The sequence below is a fragment of the Serratia sp. UGAL515B_01 genome (genome assembly GCF_033095805.1).
Lineage (GTDB): Bacteria > Pseudomonadota > Gammaproteobacteria > Enterobacterales > Enterobacteriaceae > Chania.
Map to the genome: position 1 here is coordinate 3,749,502 of NZ_CP109901.1, position 19,365 is coordinate 3,768,866.

15 protein-coding genes are annotated in these 19,365 nt (G+C 50.8%); 10 read left to right on the forward strand and 5 right to left on the reverse strand.

Features of this window, described 5'->3' with window-relative positions; genetic code table 11:
* Nucleotides 1-116: 116 nt before the first annotated feature.
* The gene (ppc, locus tag OK023_RS16930) at nucleotides 117-2,753 is read left to right on the forward strand and encodes a phosphoenolpyruvate carboxylase (RefSeq protein WP_317693807.1); all 2,637 of its coding nucleotides are present in this window, start codon (nucleotides 117-119) and stop codon (nucleotides 2,751-2,753) included.
* 99 nt (nucleotides 2,754-2,852) lie between these two features.
* On the opposite strand, the gene metF is transcribed toward ppc, so the two are convergent.
* From metF to metB, 3 genes are all read right to left on the reverse strand, one after another.
* The gene (gene metF, locus OK023_RS16935; protein WP_317693808.1) at nucleotides 2,853-3,746 is read right to left on the reverse strand and encodes a methylenetetrahydrofolate reductase; all 894 of its coding nucleotides are present in this window, start codon (nucleotides 3,744-3,746) and stop codon (nucleotides 2,853-2,855) included.
* Between the two features lie 335 nt (nucleotides 3,747-4,081).
* Nucleotides 4,082-6,517 carry a bifunctional aspartate kinase/homoserine dehydrogenase II gene (locus OK023_RS16940; RefSeq protein WP_317693809.1) on the reverse strand — a complete coding sequence of 812 codons (2,436 nt, stop codon included), beginning with the start codon at nucleotides 6,515-6,517 and terminating at the stop codon, nucleotides 4,082-4,084.
* A gap of 2 nt (nucleotides 6,518-6,519) precedes the next feature.
* A complete protein-coding gene (metB, locus tag OK023_RS16945) occupies nucleotides 6,520-7,680 on the reverse strand; it encodes a cystathionine gamma-synthase (protein WP_317693810.1) in 1,161 nt (386 codons plus the stop codon).
* 318 nt (nucleotides 7,681-7,998) lie between these two features.
* On the opposite strand from metB, the gene metJ reads away from it, so the two are divergent.
* Complete coding sequence (gene metJ, locus OK023_RS16950; protein ID WP_006317756.1) at nucleotides 7,999-8,316, forward strand: met regulon transcriptional regulator MetJ; 318 nt, start codon at nucleotides 7,999-8,001, stop codon at nucleotides 8,314-8,316.
* An 88-nt stretch (nucleotides 8,317-8,404) separates the two neighbouring features.
* On the opposite strand, the gene rpmE is transcribed toward metJ, so the two are convergent.
* On the reverse strand, nucleotides 8,405-8,620 hold the full coding sequence (gene rpmE, locus OK023_RS16955) for a 50S ribosomal protein L31 (protein WP_317693811.1): 216 nt from the start codon (nucleotides 8,618-8,620) through the stop codon (nucleotides 8,405-8,407).
* 398 nt (nucleotides 8,621-9,018) lie between these two features.
* On the opposite strand from rpmE, the gene priA reads away from it, so the two are divergent.
* The 7 genes from priA to rraA all read left to right on the forward strand — a co-directional run bounded on the left by priA (nucleotide 9,019) and on the right by rraA (nucleotide 17,409).
* Nucleotides 9,019-11,214: a primosomal protein N' gene (priA, locus tag OK023_RS16960; RefSeq protein WP_317693812.1), complete on the forward strand. Its 2,196-nt coding sequence runs from the start codon at nucleotides 9,019-9,021 to the stop codon at nucleotides 11,212-11,214.
* A 243-nt stretch (nucleotides 11,215-11,457) separates the two neighbouring features.
* Complete coding sequence (cytR, locus tag OK023_RS16965) at nucleotides 11,458-12,486, forward strand: DNA-binding transcriptional regulator CytR (protein WP_317693813.1); 1,029 nt, start codon at nucleotides 11,458-11,460, stop codon at nucleotides 12,484-12,486.
* Between the two features lie 206 nt (nucleotides 12,487-12,692).
* Entirely contained in the window at nucleotides 12,693-13,667 is a 975-nt protein-coding gene (gene ftsN, locus OK023_RS16970) for a cell division protein FtsN (RefSeq protein WP_317693814.1), read from the forward strand.
* Between the two features lie 101 nt (nucleotides 13,668-13,768).
* Entirely contained in the window at nucleotides 13,769-14,299 is a 531-nt protein-coding gene (hslV, locus tag OK023_RS16975; protein ID WP_317693815.1) for an ATP-dependent protease subunit HslV, read from the forward strand.
* A 12-nt stretch (nucleotides 14,300-14,311) separates the two neighbouring features.
* Nucleotides 14,312-15,646, forward strand: coding sequence for an HslU--HslV peptidase ATPase subunit (gene hslU / locus OK023_RS16980; protein WP_317693816.1), 1,335 nt, complete (start codon nucleotides 14,312-14,314; stop codon nucleotides 15,644-15,646).
* A gap of 100 nt (nucleotides 15,647-15,746) precedes the next feature.
* Nucleotides 15,747-16,664, forward strand: a complete 918-nt coding sequence (locus OK023_RS16985; RefSeq protein ID WP_317693817.1) for a 1,4-dihydroxy-2-naphthoate polyprenyltransferase — start codon at nucleotides 15,747-15,749, stop codon at nucleotides 16,662-16,664.
* 259 nt (nucleotides 16,665-16,923) lie between these two features.
* The gene (rraA, locus tag OK023_RS16990; protein ID WP_317693818.1) at nucleotides 16,924-17,409 is read left to right on the forward strand and encodes a ribonuclease E activity regulator RraA; all 486 of its coding nucleotides are present in this window, start codon (nucleotides 16,924-16,926) and stop codon (nucleotides 17,407-17,409) included.
* 57 nt (nucleotides 17,410-17,466) lie between these two features.
* Here the strand turns inward: rraA and zapB are convergent, their stop codons facing one another.
* Entirely contained in the window at nucleotides 17,467-17,706 is a 240-nt protein-coding gene (gene zapB / locus OK023_RS16995; RefSeq protein ID WP_317693819.1) for a septal ring assembly protein ZapB, read from the reverse strand.
* A gap of 802 nt (nucleotides 17,707-18,508) precedes the next feature.
* Between zapB and OK023_RS17000 the strand changes: the two genes are divergently transcribed.
* On the forward strand, nucleotides 18,509-19,354 hold the full coding sequence (locus OK023_RS17000) for an MIP/aquaporin family protein (protein ID WP_317693820.1): 846 nt from the start codon (nucleotides 18,509-18,511) through the stop codon (nucleotides 19,352-19,354).
* Nucleotides 19,355-19,365 lie beyond the last annotated feature (11 nt).

A 19,365-nucleotide genomic window follows, 5' to 3' on the forward strand; every position in this document is an offset into this window, starting at 1 on the left:
CGTGAAATTTACTTACAAGATGAGAAATCATGTACTCACGGCTTTCAGGTGGTGGTGAGCAGCAGCACCACCACCCGGGAGATAGTGAGTATACAGAGAACTGGGCCAGGGGTTATATGAACGAACAATATTCGGCAATGCGAAGTAATGTCAGTATGCTCGGCAAATTGCTCGGCGATACCATCAAAGAAGCGCTAGGCGAGCATATTCTCGATCGCGTTGAAACCATCCGTAAGCTTTCCAAATCTTCACGTGCCGGTAATGAAGCGCATCGACAGGAGTTGCTATCAACATTGCAAAACCTGTCTAACGATGAACTGCTACCCGTTGCCCGCGCCTTCAGCCAGTTCCTGAACCTGACCAACGTTGCCGAGCAATATCACAGCATTTCACCTCATGGTGAGGCTGCCAGTAATCCAGAAGCACTGGCCCAACTGTTTGTACGGCTTAAAGACAAACAGCTGAGTAACAAAGAGCTGCAAAAGGCAGTGAATGACCTTTCTATCGAGCTGGTACTCACGGCACACCCAACAGAAATTACCCGCCGTACCCTGATTCATAAACTGGTTGAGGTTAACACCTGCCTCAGCCAGCTAGACCACAACGATCTGGCTGACTACGAACGTAATAAAATCATGCGTCGTTTGCGTCAATTGGTTGCGCAATCCTGGCATACCGACGAGATCCGTAAAAATCGCCCATCGCCTATCGACGAGGCCAAGTGGGGCTTTGCGGTGGTGGAAAATAGCCTGTGGGAAGGGGTGCCTGCCTTCCTGCGTGAGTTTAGCGAGCAATTAGAAAATTCCATCGATTACCTCCTGCCGGTAGAAGCGGTACCCATTCGCTTTACCTCCTGGATGGGGGGCGATCGCGACGGTAACCCGAACGTAACGGCAGAAGTCACCCGTCATGTCTTGTTACTGAGCCGCTGGAAGGCCTGCGATCTGTTCACCCGCGACATTCAGGTATTGGTGTCCGAGCTATCGATGACCGAATGCACCCCTGAACTGCGTGAGCTGGCGGGTGGTGATGAGGTTCAGGAACCTTACCGCGAACTGATGAAGCGCCTGCGCAGCCAACTAATGAACTCTCAAGCTTATCTTGAAGGCCAGCTGAAAGGCGAGCGTGTGCTGCGCCCACACGACCTGTTGGAAAACAACGAACAGCTATGGGAACCGCTGTACGCCTGCTATCAATCATTAGCGGCCTGTGGCATGAGTATCATTGCCAACGGGCAATTGCTGGATACCCTGCGCCGCGTTCGCTGCTTTGGCGTACCGCTGGTTCGCATTGATGTGCGCCAGGAAAGCACCCGTCATACTGAAGCTATTGCTGAACTGACTCGTTATCTGGGATTGGGTGATTACGAAAGCTGGTCGGAAGCCGACAAACAGGCCTTCCTGATCCGCGAACTGAATTCCAAACGTCCGTTGGTGCCGTTGAAGTGGGAACCAAGCCCTGAAACTCAAGAAGTGCTGGAAACTTGTCAGGTTATCGCCGAAGCACCGCAAGGCTCAATCGCTGCTTACGTGATTTCTATGGCACGCACACCGTCTGATGTACTGGCCGTACACCTGTTGCTGAAAGAGGCGGGTTGCCCATTCGCGCTGCCGGTCGCCCCACTGTTCGAAACACTCGACGATCTGAATAACGCCGATGATGTCATGACGCAACTGCTGAGCATCGACTGGTATCGCGGCTTTATTCAAGGCAAGCAGATGGTGATGATCGGCTATTCAGATTCGGCAAAAGACGCTGGTGTGATGGCCGCCTCATGGGCGCAATACCGTGCACAGGATGCCTTGATCAAAACCTGTGAGAAAGCCGGTGTCGCACTGACCCTGTTCCATGGCCGTGGCGGTTCGATTGGCCGGGGTGGCGCACCTGCGCACGCGGCACTGCTGTCGCAACCACCGGGTAGTCTGAAAGGAGGCTTGCGCGTAACCGAGCAAGGCGAAATGATCCGCTTCAAGTTCGGTCTACCAGAAGTCACTATCAGTAGCCTAGCGCTCTATACCGGAGCCGTTCTGGAAGCTAACCTGTTGCCGCCGCCAGAACCAAAGAAAGAGTGGCGTTCGCTGATGGATGAGCTGTCGGAAACTTCATGCAAAATGTACCGCGCCTATGTGCGGGAAAATCCGGACTTCGTTCATTACTTCCGCGCTGCTACGCCAGAGCAGGAACTGGGGAAATTGCCGTTAGGTTCACGCCCAGCCAAACGTCGCCCCAATGGCGGAGTAGAAAGCCTGCGCGCCATCCCGTGGATCTTTGCTTGGACACAGAACCGTCTGATGCTGCCTGCATGGTTGGGTGCCGGTGCGGGTCTGCAGGAAGCCGTTAAGGCCGGTAAGCAGGAACAGTTGGAAGCTATGTGTCACGATTGGCCATTCTTCTCCACCCGTATCGCCATGCTGGAAATGGTGTTCGCCAAGACCGATCTGTGGTTGGCCGAATACTACGATCAGCGTCTGGTGGATGAGTCCCTCTGGCCGCTGGGCAAACAGCTGCGCGAACAGTTGGAAAGTGATATCAAAGTTATTCTGACCATCGCCAACGACGACAACTTGATGGCTGATTTGCCTTGGATTGCTGAGTCGATTGCATTACGCAACGTTTACACCGATCCGCTCAACGTCTTACAGGCCGAACTGTTGCACCGTTCACGCCAGCAAGAACAACCGGATGCGCGGGTCGAACAAGCGCTGATGGTCACCATTGCTGGTGTCGCTGCCGGAATGCGCAATACCGGCTAGAACGGTAAACCGTTCTGAACCCCCAGCCTAGCTGGGGGTTTTCTGCATACAATAAAAAAGCGCCGTGATAACACAGCGCTTTTCTGGATGATTAACGAGTTATGCCGCCACTGGGCGTACACCCAAAGTATGGCAGATAGCGTAACTCATTTCCGCACGGTTCAACGTATAAAAGTGGAAATCCTTAACACCTTCGCGGCTCAAGATCTTCACCATGTCCATGGCGATGTTAGCACCAACCATCTTGCGGGTTTCCGGATCTTCATCCAAACCTGCAAACATGCTGCTCATCCAGTTTGGTACACGCACGTTGGTCATAGCCGCAAAACGCTGTAACTGCTTGAAATTGGACACGGGTAGAATACCTGGCACGATTTCCACATCAATACCCGTGGCTACGCAACGGTCACGAAAACGCAAATAACTTTCTACGTCGAAGAAAAACTGAGTGATAGCTCGGTTAGCTCCGGCATCAATTTTACGCTTCAGGTTGATCAAATCTGCCTGTGCACTTTTCGCTTCTGGATGCACTTCCGGGTAAGCTGCCACAGAAATATCAAAATCACCGACATCTTTCAGCAACGCAACCAGATCGGTAGCGTACATGTCGGGCTTACCTCCACCCGGTGGCAGATCGCCACGTAAAGCAACAATATGGCGGATACCGTTGTTCCAGTAGTCAGCGGCAATATCACGCAGTTGTGCCGTGCTGGCGTCAATACAGGTCAGATGCGGTGCTGCATCTAGGCCGGTCCGGTCCTTAATTCCTTTGATAATGCTATGAGTGCGATCGCGCTCACCTGAATTTGCACCATAAGTGACGGAAACAAACTTAGGCTTGAGGTTGCTCAGCCGGTCAATTGACTGCCACAGGGTATCTTCCATCTCGCTGGTACGCGGCGGGAAAAACTCGAACGACACATTAATCTGGCCACTTATCTCTGCCAAACTCTGATTCAGCGCTTCCCGCTGGTTTGCGTGATAAAAACTCATACCCTGTCCGTTCCTTATCGATCACTGTTCTACTTTATTTCACTCGCCATACTTCAAGTTGCATGAGCGTTGGCTGCATCCGGCTAGATTTGTCGCACCAGTCACACAGTGGGCTAGCTCCTAGCGACTCTCGGACTTTCCGCCTGCATACAACTCGAATCACTTAGAGAATAAGCGTCTATACGTTTAGACGTCTAGATAGAAAATGCCGTATATAACTTGAAGAGTCAACAGGAAAGTGAAGGGAATACCATGAGTAATCCTCAAACAGCATGAGAGAATTTCATGATCGCAGACAGTAAAAGGGCGCAGGCATAAACTGCGCCCTTCAGGAATCAAAGTAACTGTGCCAAACGGTTAAGATCCGACTGGATCGCACCAGCAGTAACATCACGTCCAGCACCCGGCCCACGGATCACCAAAGGGTTGTCACGATACCAACGGCTTTCAATGGCAAACACGTTGTCGCCGGGCAGTAACGAGGCCAAGGGATGTTCAGGCCGTACAGCCTCAACCCCCACCCGAGCTTTACCATTAACATCCAAACGTGCCACATGGCGGAGTACCAAGCCCATTTCATTCGCGGCTTCAAAACGCTGCAGCATTTGCTGATTGAGCGTATCACCGTTCTCGAAGAACTGATCGATAGAACCATTTTCTGTGCCTGCAGGGACCAATGATTCAACGCGCACCTGATTAGGTTCAATGTCGTAACCTGCATCACGCGCCAGTATCACCAGTTTGCGCATTACGTCTTGCCCGGACAGATCAACACGCGGGTCTGGTTCCGTCAGCCCTTGCTGCCAAGCCTGATCAACCAACTCAGTAAATGGCACGGTGCCATCAAACTGCAGGAACAACCATGAAAGCGTGCCAGAAAAAATACCGCTGATCGCCAAGATGCTATCACCACTGTCGCGCAGATCGCGTACAGCGTGGTTTACCGGCAAACCGGCACCTACCGTGGCGTTATACAGCCAGTGGCGGCCCGTTTTGGCAAACGCATCGCGGATCTGACGGTAATTATCGCTGCCCGATGCCCCCGCAAGCTTATTGGCACTAATCACGTGGAAACCATAGCTGGCAAAGTCGAGATACTGTTCAGCCAGAGCCTCACTGGCAGTAACATCAAGCACCACCAGATCGTCAAACGGATGAGCACGCATCCACAGGAACAGCGACTCTTCATCAAGCTCCTTGGACTCCTCTTCGAAGAAGGCCAATGCACGGCTAGCGTCTAGACCCTCGTAAGCCAGTAAACTACGGCGGCTGTCCACTACCCCTGCCAAGCTAAACTCAAAGCCGCTACGCGCCGAGAGATTTTTCTGTTCACGCGCAAATAGTTCCAGCCAACGAGAACCAATATTCCCTTTACCAAACAACACCAAACCAATACGTTTTTCTGCATGGAACAGTGCCTGATGCAAGCCCTGAATCAACAAGCTGGTTGACCCCTGACGCAACACCGCTACCAAACTGATGCCATCTTCTGCCTGCCAGATGAACTCGACGGGCTGATCCTTCAATTGCTGGTAGAAACGATGGCTATGTAACGGGTTCTTACACACACCAGCCCCAACCAAGGCTACCAACGACAACCCTTGACGGAGTTGCAATTCACCAGGGAGCAATGCCTCCTGCAAGATGCGCAAAACGCTACCCACGATTTCAGCGGTATAACACAGCTGGATAAGATTACGGTCAGAATGAACGCCGACAGCCAAAGGTTTGATCTGTGCACGCTTCAGAACCAGCTCTAGTTCTTTCTGCGCTAATTGGAAATCATGCCGTGGAGCCACACTGAGTTCGATCAGGCAAACATCATCATGGCTGGTCACAATTTTGGCCCCTGTACCGGAAGCCAACACACGCTCGATACGCGTAGAACCCTGTTCAGGCTGGTAGCTGCAACGCAACTGCAGATCGATATCGCTACCAGACACAGGCTGCAAGGTACGGGTATGTAGAACCGGTGCTGCAAGACGTGCCAGTTCGCTGGCTTCGTCCAGGCGCAGCAGAGGTAGCAGACAGGCATCTTTCACTTTGCGCGGATCGGCGCTGTAGACACCCGCAACATCACTCCAGATCGTCACGCGTTCTACACCAATCAACGCACCAATCTGGGTTGCAGAATAGTCACTGCCGTTACGCCCCAACAGCACGCTTTCACCCTTGTCATTGCGCGCAATAAACCCCGTCACCACCAAGCGTTTGCCTGGGTGTTGCACCAGCAGCTGTTGCAATAACGGGTAAGAGCGGCCTGCGTCTACCTGCGGCTGTGCCGCTCGTTCAGCGCGGAGAAAGTCACGTGCATCCAGCCATTCTGCCTGCATATCCATCTTATTGAGGACTGCGGCCATAAGGCGTGCTGACCAGATTTCACCATGCCCCACCACTTCGGCGTAGAGCGCATCATCCACGTTACCGTCCAGCAGGACCGCTAAGCGTTCAAGATCGCGGACAAATTCGGCAATTAACGGTTCTGCCATTTCTAGTGGTAACAGGCCACCGATCAGTTCGCTATGATAACGGCGCAGCGCCTGCTGCACCTGATAGGCGGAAAGGCGATCGCTCTGGCTGAATTTGAGCCAGTTGATCAATTGGTTAGTGGTACTGCCAGCCGCAGAGACGACCACGATGTCACCTGATTGGCTGTATTCGGCTATGATACCGGCAACCCGCAGATAACACTTAACATCTGCCAGACTGCTGCCACCAAATTTGTGCAGTTGACGACCCGTCACCGGCCCTGCTAGCGCAATTGCATTCATGCTTACCTCGTTACCGCCGCCTGGAAAGCTTGTTCCAGATCGGCAATCAGATCTTCGCTGTCTTCAATTCCAACGGAAATACGCAGCAAGCTTTCGGAAATACCTGCTGCGGCACGCGCCTCTGGAACCATGCCTGCATGGGTCATGGTCGCCGCATGTGAGATCAAACTCTCTACACCACCCAATGACTCTGCCAGCGTAAACAGTTCCAGTGCAGACAAAAAACGGCGCAAAAGCGCTTCATCACCGTCCAGTTCAAAACTGAGCATGGCCCCAAAACCTCGCTGCTGACGGCGAGCTATCTCATGGCCTGGGTGTTCTGGCAGGGAGGGATGATACAGCTTTTTGACCAACGGTTGCTGCTGTAAATAACTGACAATTGCCGCGGCATTGTGTTGTGCCGCCTTAATTCGCGGCGACAGGGTGCGGATCCCCCTCAACAGCAAATAGCTGTCAAACGCTGCACCAGTCACACCGATATTGTTCGCCCACCATGCCAGCTCAACGGCCAAATCTTTATCTTTGGCGATCACCGCCCCAGCAACCACATCGGAATGACCATTGAGGTATTTGGTACAGGAATGCACAACCAAATCAGCACCCAGTTCGATCGGTCGTTGCAACGCAGGGCTGAGGAATGTGTTGTCCACCACGGTCAGGGCACCTGCTTCGTGCGCCGCGTTACAAATTGCCGCAATATCCACCACCCGCAACAGTGGGTTGCTTGGGCTTTCAATCAGTACCAGTTTCGGTTTTTGAGCCAATGCCTGTTGTAACGCGGCTTCATTACCCTGGTCGATAAACAACACGCGATAGGCACCACGTTTACTCAGGCTATCGAACAAGCGATAGCTGCCGCCATAACAATCATGTGGAGCCACTAACAGATCGCCTGGTTTGAGAAAAACCGTTGTCACCAGGTGAATTGCTGACATCCCACTGCCGGTCATGACCGCCCCCGCCCCCCCTTCAAGCTCAGCCAACGCACGTTGCACCACATCTCGCGTCGGATTTCCGCGACGCGAGTAATCATGAGCACGGGGTTGATTGAAGTCAGGGAAATTATAGGTACTGGAAAGATGGATCGGCGGGACAACACAACCGTACTGTTCGTCGTCATTCAGACCGCTACGTACGGCAATCGTGGCTGGTTTACGCGTCATAGGGTGGCTCAGCTCTCGAAAAGTGGATATATAAGATCTCAAGATTAACCGCAGAGCAAATGGACGTCAATACATCTGGACATCTAAACTTCTTTGCGTATAGATTGAGCAAAGAGACAATAACCGCTAAAATTATGGAGATTTGTGATCTCAGTAAGATGTTAACCCGATACGCGTAGGCCATGCCTATTCATTGACCGGACTCAGTGACTCTTGTCGCGTAAAATTGACATTTATTTAGTGAGAACAGTGAAGATCGGGCATAATTAGCCGGTTTTTAGAATTTTGTAAATTTTCTGACAAATTTTAAGGTATCCCATGGCTGAGTGGAACGGCGAGTATGTCAGCCCTTACGCTGAACACGGTAAAAAAAGCGAGCAAGTAAAAAAAATCACGGTATCCATCCCGCTGAAGGTGCTGAAAATCCTGACTGATGAACGCACTCGTCGCCAGGTAAACAACCTGCGCCACGCCACCAATAGCGAACTGCTGTGCGAAGCATTCCTACATGCTTTTACCGGCCAGCCGCTACCGAACGATGAAGACCTGCGCAAAGAACGCAGTGATGAAATCCCGGAAGCCGCAAAAGTGCTGATGCGTGAGTTGGGTGTTGACCCAGATACTTGGGAATATTGATGCCGCCGCCAGAGGCCGGTGCAATGTGTGGATTGCAGACAAGAAAAAAGGCGCCGAGGGCGCCTTTTTCATCCGACAGCAAGAAATATTACTTCTTAGTGCCTGGTACGCTGAAACGCTTGTTGAAGCGGTCTACGCGGCCACCGGTAGCAACGTCACGCTGCTTACCCGTATAGAACGGGTGACATTCGCCACAAACGTCCAGGTTCAGATCGTGACCCACTGTAGAACGGATTTTGATCACGTTACCGCAAGAGCAGTTAGCAGTAACTTCTTCGTATTTTGGGTGGATACCTTGTTTCATGGGAAACCTCAGTTAAGGCCGTGTCGCTATCCAGCCTTGTTCCGCCAGACACCACACGTAGTTGATGATCGATTTTGGTATGGAATTATACCAAAGGCGGCAAATTATACAGAATAAAATACACTGCGCAATCGCATGTACTCTAAATAATTCGAGTTGCCGACAGACAGCAAACTCGTAAGTCCCCGGCAGCATCGCGAATTATTGATGGCTAGGACGCCCAACAAATCCGTCATAAATAAATTTGTGCACGACTTGCAAGCCCAGAAAGGGATAAGCCAAAAGGTAGCCGAGTGGACGCAGCACACACACTGGCAACTTGATGCATGACGAGTATGAGCACATTTAACGGCCAGCAGTGTAAACTAACCGACAACCTTTTCTAGCTGGATCGCCACATGCCTGTTGTACACGTCGCTCTGCCGGTTCCCCTCGCCCGTACCTTCGATTATCTGCTGCCAGAAGACCTACAGCCGGTTATCGGCGCGCGTGTCAGAGTACCTTGGGGAAAACAACGGGCGATAGGTATCATCACCGGGTGCAGTGAGACCAGTGAACTGCCCTTGGAAAAGCTCAAGCCCATCGAAGGCTTGCTGGATAACCAATCGCTGTTTTCCAACAGCCTATGGCGCATACTGCGGTGGGCCAGCGAATACTACCATTATCCCATTGGTGAAGTACTCTTCCACGCCTTGCCGATCCTGTTGCGGCAGGGAAAACCCGCCGAAGGTGCCCCTCTATGGCAATGGTTTGCCACCGAACAGGGGCGGGCCACACCACCGGAAAGTCTAAGACGTGCTCCGAAACAACAACAAGCACTGGCAGCTCTGCTACAGCGGCCGGTGTATCGCCATCAGATCAATGAGTTGGACCTGACAGAAAGCGCATTACAAGCGTTACGTGTCAAAGGGTTGAGTGAAATCCGTGCGCAAGCGGTGGCAACGCTAGACTGGCGACCCGGTTTTGAAGTGCTTGGTGAACGCCTGAGACTCAATACCGAACAGGCTACGGCGGTGGGCGCTATCCGCAGCGAAGACGATAGCTTTGCTGCCTGGCTGCTGGCTGGTGTCACCGGTTCGGGTAAAACGGAGGTTTATCTCAGCGTCCTGGAAAACATCTTGGCGCAAGGTAAACAGGCGTTGGTTCTGGTACCTGAGATCGGCTTAACCCCGCAGACTATCGCCCGCTTTCGTGAACGTTTTAATGCCCCGATAGACGTGCTTCACTCTGGTCTTAACGATAGCGAGCGGCTGGCCGTTTGGCTACGTGCTCGCAGTGGTGAAGCCGCAATCGTGATCGGTACGCGTTCAGCGCTGTTTACCCCCTTCTCACGCCTGGGCGTAATCATTATCGACGAAGAGCATGACAGCTCTTATAAACAGCAGGAGGGTTGGCGTTACCACGCCCGCGATCTGGCGGTATTCCGTGCCCATGAAGAAAATATCCCTATGGTTATGGGCTCTGCCACCCCTGCTCTAGAAACACTGCATAACGTGCAGTTAGGCAAATATCGTCAGCTAAAACTGACTCAGCGAGCAGGTAATGCCAAACTGGCGAATCAGCATCTGATAGATTTAAAAGGCCTGCCACTGAAGGTCGGGCTCTCTCAGCCTTTATTGAAAAGCATGCAACATCATTTGAAAAACGGCAATCAGGTGATGTTGTTCCTGAATCGACGTGGATACGCACCTGCGCTTCTTTGTCATGAGTGCGGATGGATCGCCGAGTGTCAGCGCTGCGATCGCTACTATACGTTCCATCAAAATCAGCGCCAGTTACGCTGCCACCACTGCGACAGTCAACGCCCAGTTCCCTATCAGTGTCCACAGTGTGGTTCGACACACCTTGTTTCTATTGGCGTTGGAACCGAACAGCTGGAAAATGAACTGGCCCCGCTGTTCCCGGAAACCGCCATTACCCGTATCGATCGTGATACCACTAGCCGTAAAGGCTCACTGGAGCAGCATCTGGTCGATATTCACCGCGGCGGCCCACGGATCCTGATAGGGACACAAATGTTGGCAAAAGGCCACCATTTTCCGAATGTAACCCTAGTTGCACTACTGGATGTTGACGGTGCGCTGTTCTCAGCGGACTTTCGGTCTGCTGAGCGCTTTGCTCAGCTTTATACTCAAGTTTCAGGCCGTGCTGGGCGCGCTGGCAAACAGGGAGAAGTTCTGTTGCAAACCCATCACCCGGACCATCCATTACTCCAGATATTACTGCAGCAAGGTTACGACGCTTTCGCCAAGCAAACGCTGGCAGAGCGCAACAGCGTATTTCTTCCCCCTTATACCAATCATGTTATCGTGCGTTCGGAAGACCACGATAACCAGCAAGCCTCGTTGTTCCTTCAGCAACTGCGCAATCTGTTAGAAGCAAGCCCACTAAAAGATGATTCACTGTGGGTGATGGGGCCAGTCCCTGCATTGCAACCAAAACGCGGAGGCAGATTCCGCTGGCAACTGTTACTACAACATCCTTCGCGGCGCCTATTGCAGCAACTTATGAAAAACACATTACCGCTGATTGGGAGCTTGCCACAGGCACGTAAAGTGAAATGGACATTGGACGTCGACCCCATCGATAGCTAAAACGAAAAATCCTGATTCTAGGGCTGATAGACCCAAACACTTGCCCTTGATTTTGCGAGTTGATACGAAAAAACCTCTAACATCACACTTTTTATGCAAACTAGGTAACAAAAACAGATCGTAATCTGTTTAGAATGTTTGAACGTCAATGGCGCTAAAAAATAATTACATCAACAAATGCCAGAATGTATGAACAAACTGAAGTAGCGGCGTTAGCATGAAGCTGACGCAAGGAGAAAGGCGTTGGAACACAAAAAAGAATTATCCATGACAACCATGAAAGACGTTGCCGAAATGGCTGGCGTTTCAACGGCAACCGTATCGCGCGCGCTCATGAACCCAGAGAAGGTATCAACTCCAACGCGTCAGAAAGTAGAGCAGGCCGTGTTGGCTGTGGGTTACTCGCCTCATGCTCTGTCACGGAGTGTCAAACGCAATGAATCCCGCACCATTCTAGTGATTGTCCCGAACATCTGCGATCCATTTTTCGCCGATGTGATCCAGGGGATCGAGCAAACTGCAGCCCAGCATGGCTATCTGGTACTGATCGGTGATTGCGCTCAGCAACATCAGCAGGAACGAACCTTCGTCAATCTGATCATCACCAAGCAAATTGACGGAATGCTGCTGCTCGGTTCAAATCTGCCCTTCGACGCCAGCAAAGAGGAACAGCGCAACTTGCCTCCCATGGTGATGGCCAACGAGTTTGCACCGGAACTTGAGCTACCAACCGTTCATATCGATAACCTGACAGCTGCGTTTGAAGCCGTAAATTATCTACAACAACTTGGCCATAAACGGATAGCATGTGTGGCTGGGCCAGAAAATATGCCGCTCAGCCATTATCGCTTACAAGGTTACATTCAGGCCTTACGTCGAAATGGCATTGACATCGAGAGCAGCTATATAACTCGCTGTGATTTTTCTTACGAAGCAGGGGCAAAAGCGTTGGCATCGTTGATGGCACTACCAAAACCGCCTACGGCCGTCTTTTGTCATAGCGACACCATTGCTATTGGCGTACTATCCCAAGCAAAAAAAATGGGCTTTCGTATACCACAAGACCTCTCTATTGTCGGTTTTGACGATATCAAGTTGACCCAATATTGTGACCCACCTTTGACAACAGTGGCTCAACCCCGTTTCCAGATTGGTCAACAAGCAATGCTACTGTTGCTAGAGCAGTTACACGGGCAAGTAGTCAACAACGGTTCAAGGCTCTTAGACAGCGAATTAATCATTAGGGATAGCACTTCGGCCCCGAAACGCTAGTCAAATAATTTTGGGTTAAGTAACATGGCTGACCTAGTACCTGTCAGGCTGGCATAATAATAGTTGTAGCCATTTTGCCAGAACAGCTCCAAGCGCGTTAATCACGTGCATTAAGCTGATGTGAAATGGCTGATAAAGTAGCTTATATCCATAGTTCTCAATAAGTGGATAGGTTTTTAACCCCATCAGGATACAGCGGAATTATAGTGGCACAGAAAGACTATGTAGGCCGCGGGCGCTCAGAAGCCGCGCAGCGTAAAACCACCAGCCGTAAAAGACGCAGTTCGCCACAGGTACCCAAAACCATGGTGACGCTTGCGGTTGCTATTTTGGTTGTGTTTATCGGTGGCCTCTATTTCATTACGCACCACCAGCCAGATGATAAAACAATCATACCCACACACAGCAGTCGCTCAGGCAACGGTTTACCACCGAAGCCAGAAGAACGCTGGCGTTATATTAAAGAGTTGGAAAACCGCCAAATTAGTATTCCGTCACCCACCGAGCCAAATGCTGGGGGTGAAAGCATTGCTAAACCCCAGTTGACGGATGAACAACGCCAGTTGCTGGAACAAATGCAGTCCGATATGCAACAGCGCCCAACGCAGCTGTCTGAAGTGCCTTATAACAGTAGCAAGCAGACGCATAATGCAGGCGACCGTCAACAGCCGATGCAACAACAATTGCAGCAACCACCGGCACAGCAGCAGGTAGCCCAACCGCGCAACCCGTTCAACAATGGTGTATCTTCTCAGCAGCATCAACAAACGGTATCGCAACCCAAACCACAGGTGATCGCACCACCAGAACCAATTCGGCAAGTGGAACCAAAACCAGAGTTAAAACCTGTAGTAAGACAAGAAACTAAGCCTGAGCCCAAAAAAGAAGTTAAGTCACAACTAAAGCAAGAAGTGAAACCAGAAATTGCAAAACAAGAGGCCAAACCTGAACAGAAACAAAAATGGATGGTGCAATGTGGTTCGTTCCGTGCAACTGAACAAGCTGAATCGGTGAGGGCACAGCTGGCATTTGGCGGCATCGAAAGTCGCATCACCTCAAGTGGAGGTTGGAACCGCGTTATGCTGGGCCCATACAATAGCCGTACAGCTGCAGATAAAGCCTTAGCTCATCTGAAGGGTAATGGTATGTCAAGTTGCATTCCCCTAGCCATTGGGGGTTGAAAAGCGTTAATCCCCCCCCATCTATACTCTCAATATGCCTCGTAGCCACTACCCCCCGGAGGCTACGGGGATCTTTTTAAGTCTGCAACGAGGGTCTACTCGTGACAACAATTGTAAGCGTACGCCGCAACGGTCAGGTAGTGATCGGTGGTGATGGTCAAGCCACACTGGGCAACACGGTAATGAAGGGCAACGTCAAAAAAGTCCGTCGCCTGTATAACGACAAAGTGATTGCCGGGTTTGCTGGGGGTACGGCTGATGCTTTTACCCTGTTCGAATTATTCGAGCGCAAATTGGAAATGCATCAGGGCCATTTAGTTAAAGCCGCTGTTGAACTGGCAAAAGACTGGCGTACCGATCGCATGCTACGCAAATTGGAAGCGCTGCTCGCAGTGGCTGATGAAAATGCCTCGCTAATCATTACCGGTAACGGCGACGTCGTTCAGCCAGAAAATGATTTGATTGCTATCGGTTCCGGCGGCCCTTATGCCCAATCTGCCGCCCGCGCACTGTTGGAAAATACCGAATTAAGCGCCCGTGAGATCGTTGAGAAATCCCTCTGCATCGCAGGTGACATCTGTATTTACACCAACCATTTCCACACTATTGAAGAATTGCCTTCCAAAGCGTAAGGATCGAATACCATGTCTGAAATGACCCCGCGCGAGATCGTCAGTGAGCTGGACAGTTATATTATTGGCCAGAACAAAGCCAAACGTGCTGTCGCTATCGCCCTGCGTAACCGCTGGCGCCGGATGCAACTCAACGAGATGCTCCGTCACGAAGTGACGCCAAAAAATATCCTGATGATCGGTCCTACTGGTGTTGGTAAAACAGAGATTGCTCGTCGCCTGGCCAAACTAGCCAATGCCCCATTCATCAAAGTAGAGGCTACCAAGTTCACCGAAGTGGGCTATGTAGGTAAAGAAGTAGACTCTATTATCCGCGATCTGACAGATGCTGCCGTGAAAATGGTGCGTTTGCAGTCGATCGAAAAAAACCGTACCCGTGCAGAAGAAATGGCGGAAGAACGCATTCTGGATGTGTTAATCCCACCAGCCAAGAATAACTGGGGCCAACCAGAAGAGCAGCAAGAACCTTCTGCCGCCCGTCAGGCATTTCGTAAGAAACTGCGGGAAGGTCAGCTGGATGATAAAGAAATCGAGATCGATCTGGCTGCGGCACCGATTGGGGTAGAAATCATGGCTCCTCCAGGCATGGAAGAGATGACCAACCAGTTGCAATCGATGTTCCAGAATCTGGGGGGACAAAAACAGAAACCACGTAAGCTAAAGATCAAAGAGGCTTTCAAGCTGCTGGTTGAAGAAGAAGCAGCCAAGCTGGTCAACCCGGAAGAGCTGAAAGAACAGGCTGTAGAAGCCGTTGAACAGCACGGCATCGTGTTCATCGATGAGATCGATAAAATCTGTAAGCGTAGTGGTCAAAGTTCTGGCCCGGACGTTTCTCGCGAAGGTGTTCAGCGTGATCTGTTGCCCTTGGTGGAAGGGTGTACGGTTTCTACCAAGCACGGAATGGTAAAAACCGATCACATTCTGTTTATTGCCTCTGGCGCTTTCCAGACTGCCAGCCCTTCAGACTTGATCCCAGAGCTACAAGGCCGTCTGCCGATCCGTGTGGAGCTGCAAGCGCTGACAACAGAAGATTTTGAACGCATTCTGACAGAACCGAGTGCATCGCTGAGCGAACAGTACAAGGCGTTAATGGCAACCGAAGGCGTCTCCATTGATTTCACCACCGATGGTATCCGCCGTATCGCCGAGGCAGCATGGCAGGTTAACGAACGCACCGAAAACATTGGCGCACGCCGCCTGCATACCGTACTGGAACGCCTGATGGAAGATATATCCTACGATGCGAGTGAAATTAGCGGCCAATCCATTACAATTGACGCCGATTACGTGCGCAATCATCTGGATGAACTGGTAGCAGATGAAGATCTGAGCCGTTTCATCTTATAATCGCTCTATCACTGTCCTGTCAGTTATCTATGTGGGAGGCAAAGCCTCCCACATTTGTTTTTTTGATGGACACCGTCTTTTTGACTTACTGAAGCGAAAAATGAGCCTATCAACCCCCACCACCCCAGCTCGAGCCTGGCTGGAAAGTTTACGACCGCGGACCCTACCATTGGCCTTTGCCTCTATCTTCGTGGGTTCAGCTATTGCTGCGTGGCAAGGTAGTCTGAAGCCAAGTGTGGCAGCGTTGGCTCTAATCACTGCGGGTCTGTTGCAGATCCTTTCCAATCTAGCTAATGACTACGGCGACGCAGTGAAAGGTAGCGATAAAGAAGACCGTATCGGCCCATTGCGTGGCATGCAAAAAGGCATGATTACACAGAGCCAGATGAAACGAGCAATGATGCTAATGGTGCTCCTCATCACCATTTCCGGCTGTTGGCTGATAGCCGTTGCCTGTGAAAAACCCAGCGATGTTGTTGGTTTCCTGGTGTTGGGTGGATTGGCGATTATTGCGGCTATAACCTATACCGTTGGTGCCAAACCTTATGGTTATATGGGGTTAGGTGACATGTCGGTGCTGGTCTTTTTTGGTTGGCTCAGTGTGGCGGGGAGTTACTATTTGCAAACCCATACCTTTGACACCATCATCATGCTGCCAGCAACAGCATGTGGTCTGTTAGCCACTGCGGTTTTGAATATTAATAATCTGCGCGACATCGAAAGCGATCGAGACAACGGAAAGCATACCCTGGTGGTTCGCCTTGGCCCAAAGAATGGGCGCTATTATCACGCATTTCTGTTGAGCGCCGCCGTGGTGTGCTTCGCTCTGTTCACCCTGCTTAATCTTCACAGCCTCTGGGGCTGGTTGTTTCTTTTGGCCACCCCGCTACTTTTCCGGCATGCTCTGCGAGTGTTGCGAGACCAAACGGCCATCGGTATGCGGCCAATGCTGGAACATATGGTAAAAGCGGCATTACTGGCCAATGTGTTATTCGCTATTGGCGTAGTACTCAGCTAGGCTGAATCCCTTGATTACACGCCAGCATCGCTGGCGCAAAGGCGGGAAACACGCGGTTCGATGGGCAAAATTAAGCGATGAACAACACCGTTGTGAAGCCCGTATAAACGCTAATACTTTGAAGGTGATGTAAGAGACTCTTACCACCTGCCTGAATCTTGCAATCGCTTGGATATCCTTCCTTGCATTGATGATTTTGCCAACAGGGCGGATAAAGGGATATACTGATTACACCAGCGGCAAACAGACGTAAAATCCTATGAAATACGATACTTCCGAACTCTGCGATATCTATCAGGAAGAGGTCAACGTAGTTGAGCCTCTGTTCTCTAATTTTGGCGGGCGTACTTCATTTGGCGGGCAGATCACAACGGTGAAATGCTTCGAGGATAACGGCCTGTTGTTTGAACTGCTCGAAGAAAATGGCCGAGGCCGTGTATTGCTGATCGATGGTGGTGGTTCTGTGCGCCGTGCACTCATCAACGCGGAATTGGCTCGCTTGGCAACTCAAAATGAGTGGGAAGGTATTGTCGTTTACGGTGCTGTCCGCCAGGTGGACGATCTGGAAGAGCTGGATATCGGCATTCAAGCGATGGCAGCGATACCGGTAGGTGCATCCAGTGATGGCATCGGCGAAAGTGATATTCGCGTTAATTTCGGTGGCGTCACCTTCTTCTCTGGCGATCACCTGTATGCCGACAATACCGGCATTATCCTTTCTGAATACCCACTCGACATCGAGTAATCGCGGAATATGACAAAGGGCGCTTCCGCGCCCTTTGCGATCACAGCGAATAGAAGATCAAACTTCTTCCATTTTGCCCAGCAATGCGCGCAAGCGTTCTTGCCAGAGGTGCTGTTCTTCTTTCAATTGCTGATTTTCGCGCACCAGCGATTCATGATTTGCTGATGCGTTCTGAACTTCTTGAGACAGAGTATTATTTTTCTCTTTTAGCTCTTCAATTTCCATCTGCAGTAACGTGATGGTATCGATCGCCTGCTGAACTTTTGCTTCCAGTTTTTCAAATACTTCAAATGACATTCTTCAGTCCCCTCATGATAGCAAGGCGTACATCCATAAGTAGCGCCACAACACACGTTGTAGCTACTGCGAATATGCTCGCGCCAAGTGACACGCGCTTTTCTCCCTATTGCCTTCAAGTGACAACGGTATTAACAGCCTTCTCCCCCAGCCGTTTTTACCAAGCTCCTGGGGTTTCATTCAGTTACCGTCTACCTGCTACTTGAAATCCCTAGTGTATAGAGAAAGTACGCTTGTCTTGATAAAACGCTCTCTAGATAGAGACGATTGTAAGTAGCCTGCCTCTCAGTGTCTAGCGACATACCGGTCCAACGTGTAGTCTGTTGCAATTTTCATGCTGTAACCATCAGTAAAAATCGAAAATCTCCTTGCGCACTGATGGGATAGTTAATAAATGGCTGTCAGATGGTGGCTTAAATCATCGTTTATTGGGTCAAGTATTCAATATGTTGCTCCGCAATAAAAATAGCACCCATGCTCTGTGTTCTCTTCAGGTATTCAGGCTGGTTTTAAACACCCTTTTGTATACGCCAGACTATGTAGCAGTACACTCATTGAATACATGACCCGTTTATTGGTACAAAAAGAACGCTTGCCCACTCGAATTCGCTCAATTTTATGACGAGGCACACACATTTTGATTTCGCTATTTCTCGTTTATGTTCGCTAACGATAAATTCACACCTCGCATTCAACTGATAACTGATAACTGGACGATATGGAATTAACAGTACCCTTAGCCGAGCCTATATACCCGTCTAAGGTATAAGACTATAACCGTCGTCTGCAGGACAATGACATTATGAGCCAAATCACCCATCCCACCTTAAAAGGACAGTGCATAGCGGAATTTCTCGGCACTGGTCTATTGATATTCTTTGGCGTAGGTTGTGTTGCCGCGCTTAAATTGGCAGGGGCCAGTTTTGGTCAGTGGGAAATCAGCATCATTTGGGGACTTGGTGTTGCCATGGCCATTTACTTGACGGCTGCTGTTTCCGGTGCGCACCTTAATCCAGCAGTGACCGTTGCGTTGTGGCTGTTTGCTTGCTTTGATGGGCGCAAAGTACTGCCTTATATTGTGGCGCAAATTGCCGGTGCATTCTGTGCCGCGGCTTTGGTTTATGGATTGTACTATAGCCTGTTCGTAGATTTTGAAACTACACACCAGATGGTTCGTGGCAGCAACGAAAGCCTCGAGTTAGCCGGGATTTTCTCTACTTATCCGAACGCCCATATTTCTGTCGGCCAGGCCTTCCTGGTAGAAACCGTGATCACCGCCATCCTGATGTGCCTGATCTTGGCGTTAACCGACGATGGTAACGGTATTCCCCGTGGTCCTCTGGCCCCCTTGTTAATCGGTATTCTGATTGCCGTTATCGGTGCATCCATGGGACCATTAACTGGCTTTGCAATGAACCCAGCACGTGATTTTGGACCGAAGCTGTTCGCCTGTCTGGCAGGTTGGGGAAACGTTGCCTTTACTGGTGCACGTGATATTCCTTACTTTCTGGTACCCATCTTCGGCCCAATTGTTGGTGCTGGCCTAGGGGCTTTTGGCTACCGTGCACTGATAGGCAGCCAATTGCCCTGTGATGTCTGTGCAGAAGAAGAGCAGCCCACATCCCCCCCAGAACAACGTGAAGCGTGATTGATACCCCG

What these genes read in the sequence shown, in the direction of transcription:
- ppc (WP_317693807.1), top strand. Translation starts at nt 117, where the DNA reads ATGAACGAACAATATTCGGCAATGCGAAGTAATGTCAGTATGCTCGGC.
- metF (WP_317693808.1), bottom strand. Translation starts at nt 3,746, where the DNA reads ATGAGTTTTTATCACGCAAACCAGCGGGAAGCGCTGAATCAGAGTTTG.
- OK023_RS16940 (WP_317693809.1), bottom strand. Translation starts at nt 6,517, where the DNA reads ATGAATGCAATTGCGCTAGCAGGGCCGGTGACGGGTCGTCAACTGCAC.
- metB (WP_317693810.1), bottom strand. Translation starts at nt 7,680, where the DNA reads ATGACGCGTAAACCAGCCACGATTGCCGTACGTAGCGGTCTGAATGAC.
- metJ (WP_006317756.1), top strand. Translation starts at nt 7,999, where the DNA reads ATGGCTGAGTGGAACGGCGAGTATGTCAGCCCTTACGCTGAACACGGT.
- rpmE (WP_317693811.1), bottom strand. Translation starts at nt 8,620, where the DNA reads ATGAAACAAGGTATCCACCCAAAATACGAAGAAGTTACTGCTAACTGC.
- priA (WP_317693812.1), top strand. Translation starts at nt 9,019, where the DNA reads ATGCCTGTTGTACACGTCGCTCTGCCGGTTCCCCTCGCCCGTACCTTC.
- hslU (WP_317693816.1), top strand. Translation starts at nt 14,312, where the DNA reads ATGTCTGAAATGACCCCGCGCGAGATCGTCAGTGAGCTGGACAGTTAT.
- OK023_RS16985 (WP_317693817.1), top strand. Translation starts at nt 15,747, where the DNA reads ATGAGCCTATCAACCCCCACCACCCCAGCTCGAGCCTGGCTGGAAAGT.
- rraA (WP_317693818.1), top strand. Translation starts at nt 16,924, where the DNA reads ATGAAATACGATACTTCCGAACTCTGCGATATCTATCAGGAAGAGGTC.
- zapB (WP_317693819.1), bottom strand. Translation starts at nt 17,706, where the DNA reads ATGTCATTTGAAGTATTTGAAAAACTGGAAGCAAAAGTTCAGCAGGCG.
- OK023_RS17000 (WP_317693820.1), top strand. Translation starts at nt 18,509, where the DNA reads ATGAGCCAAATCACCCATCCCACCTTAAAAGGACAGTGCATAGCGGAA.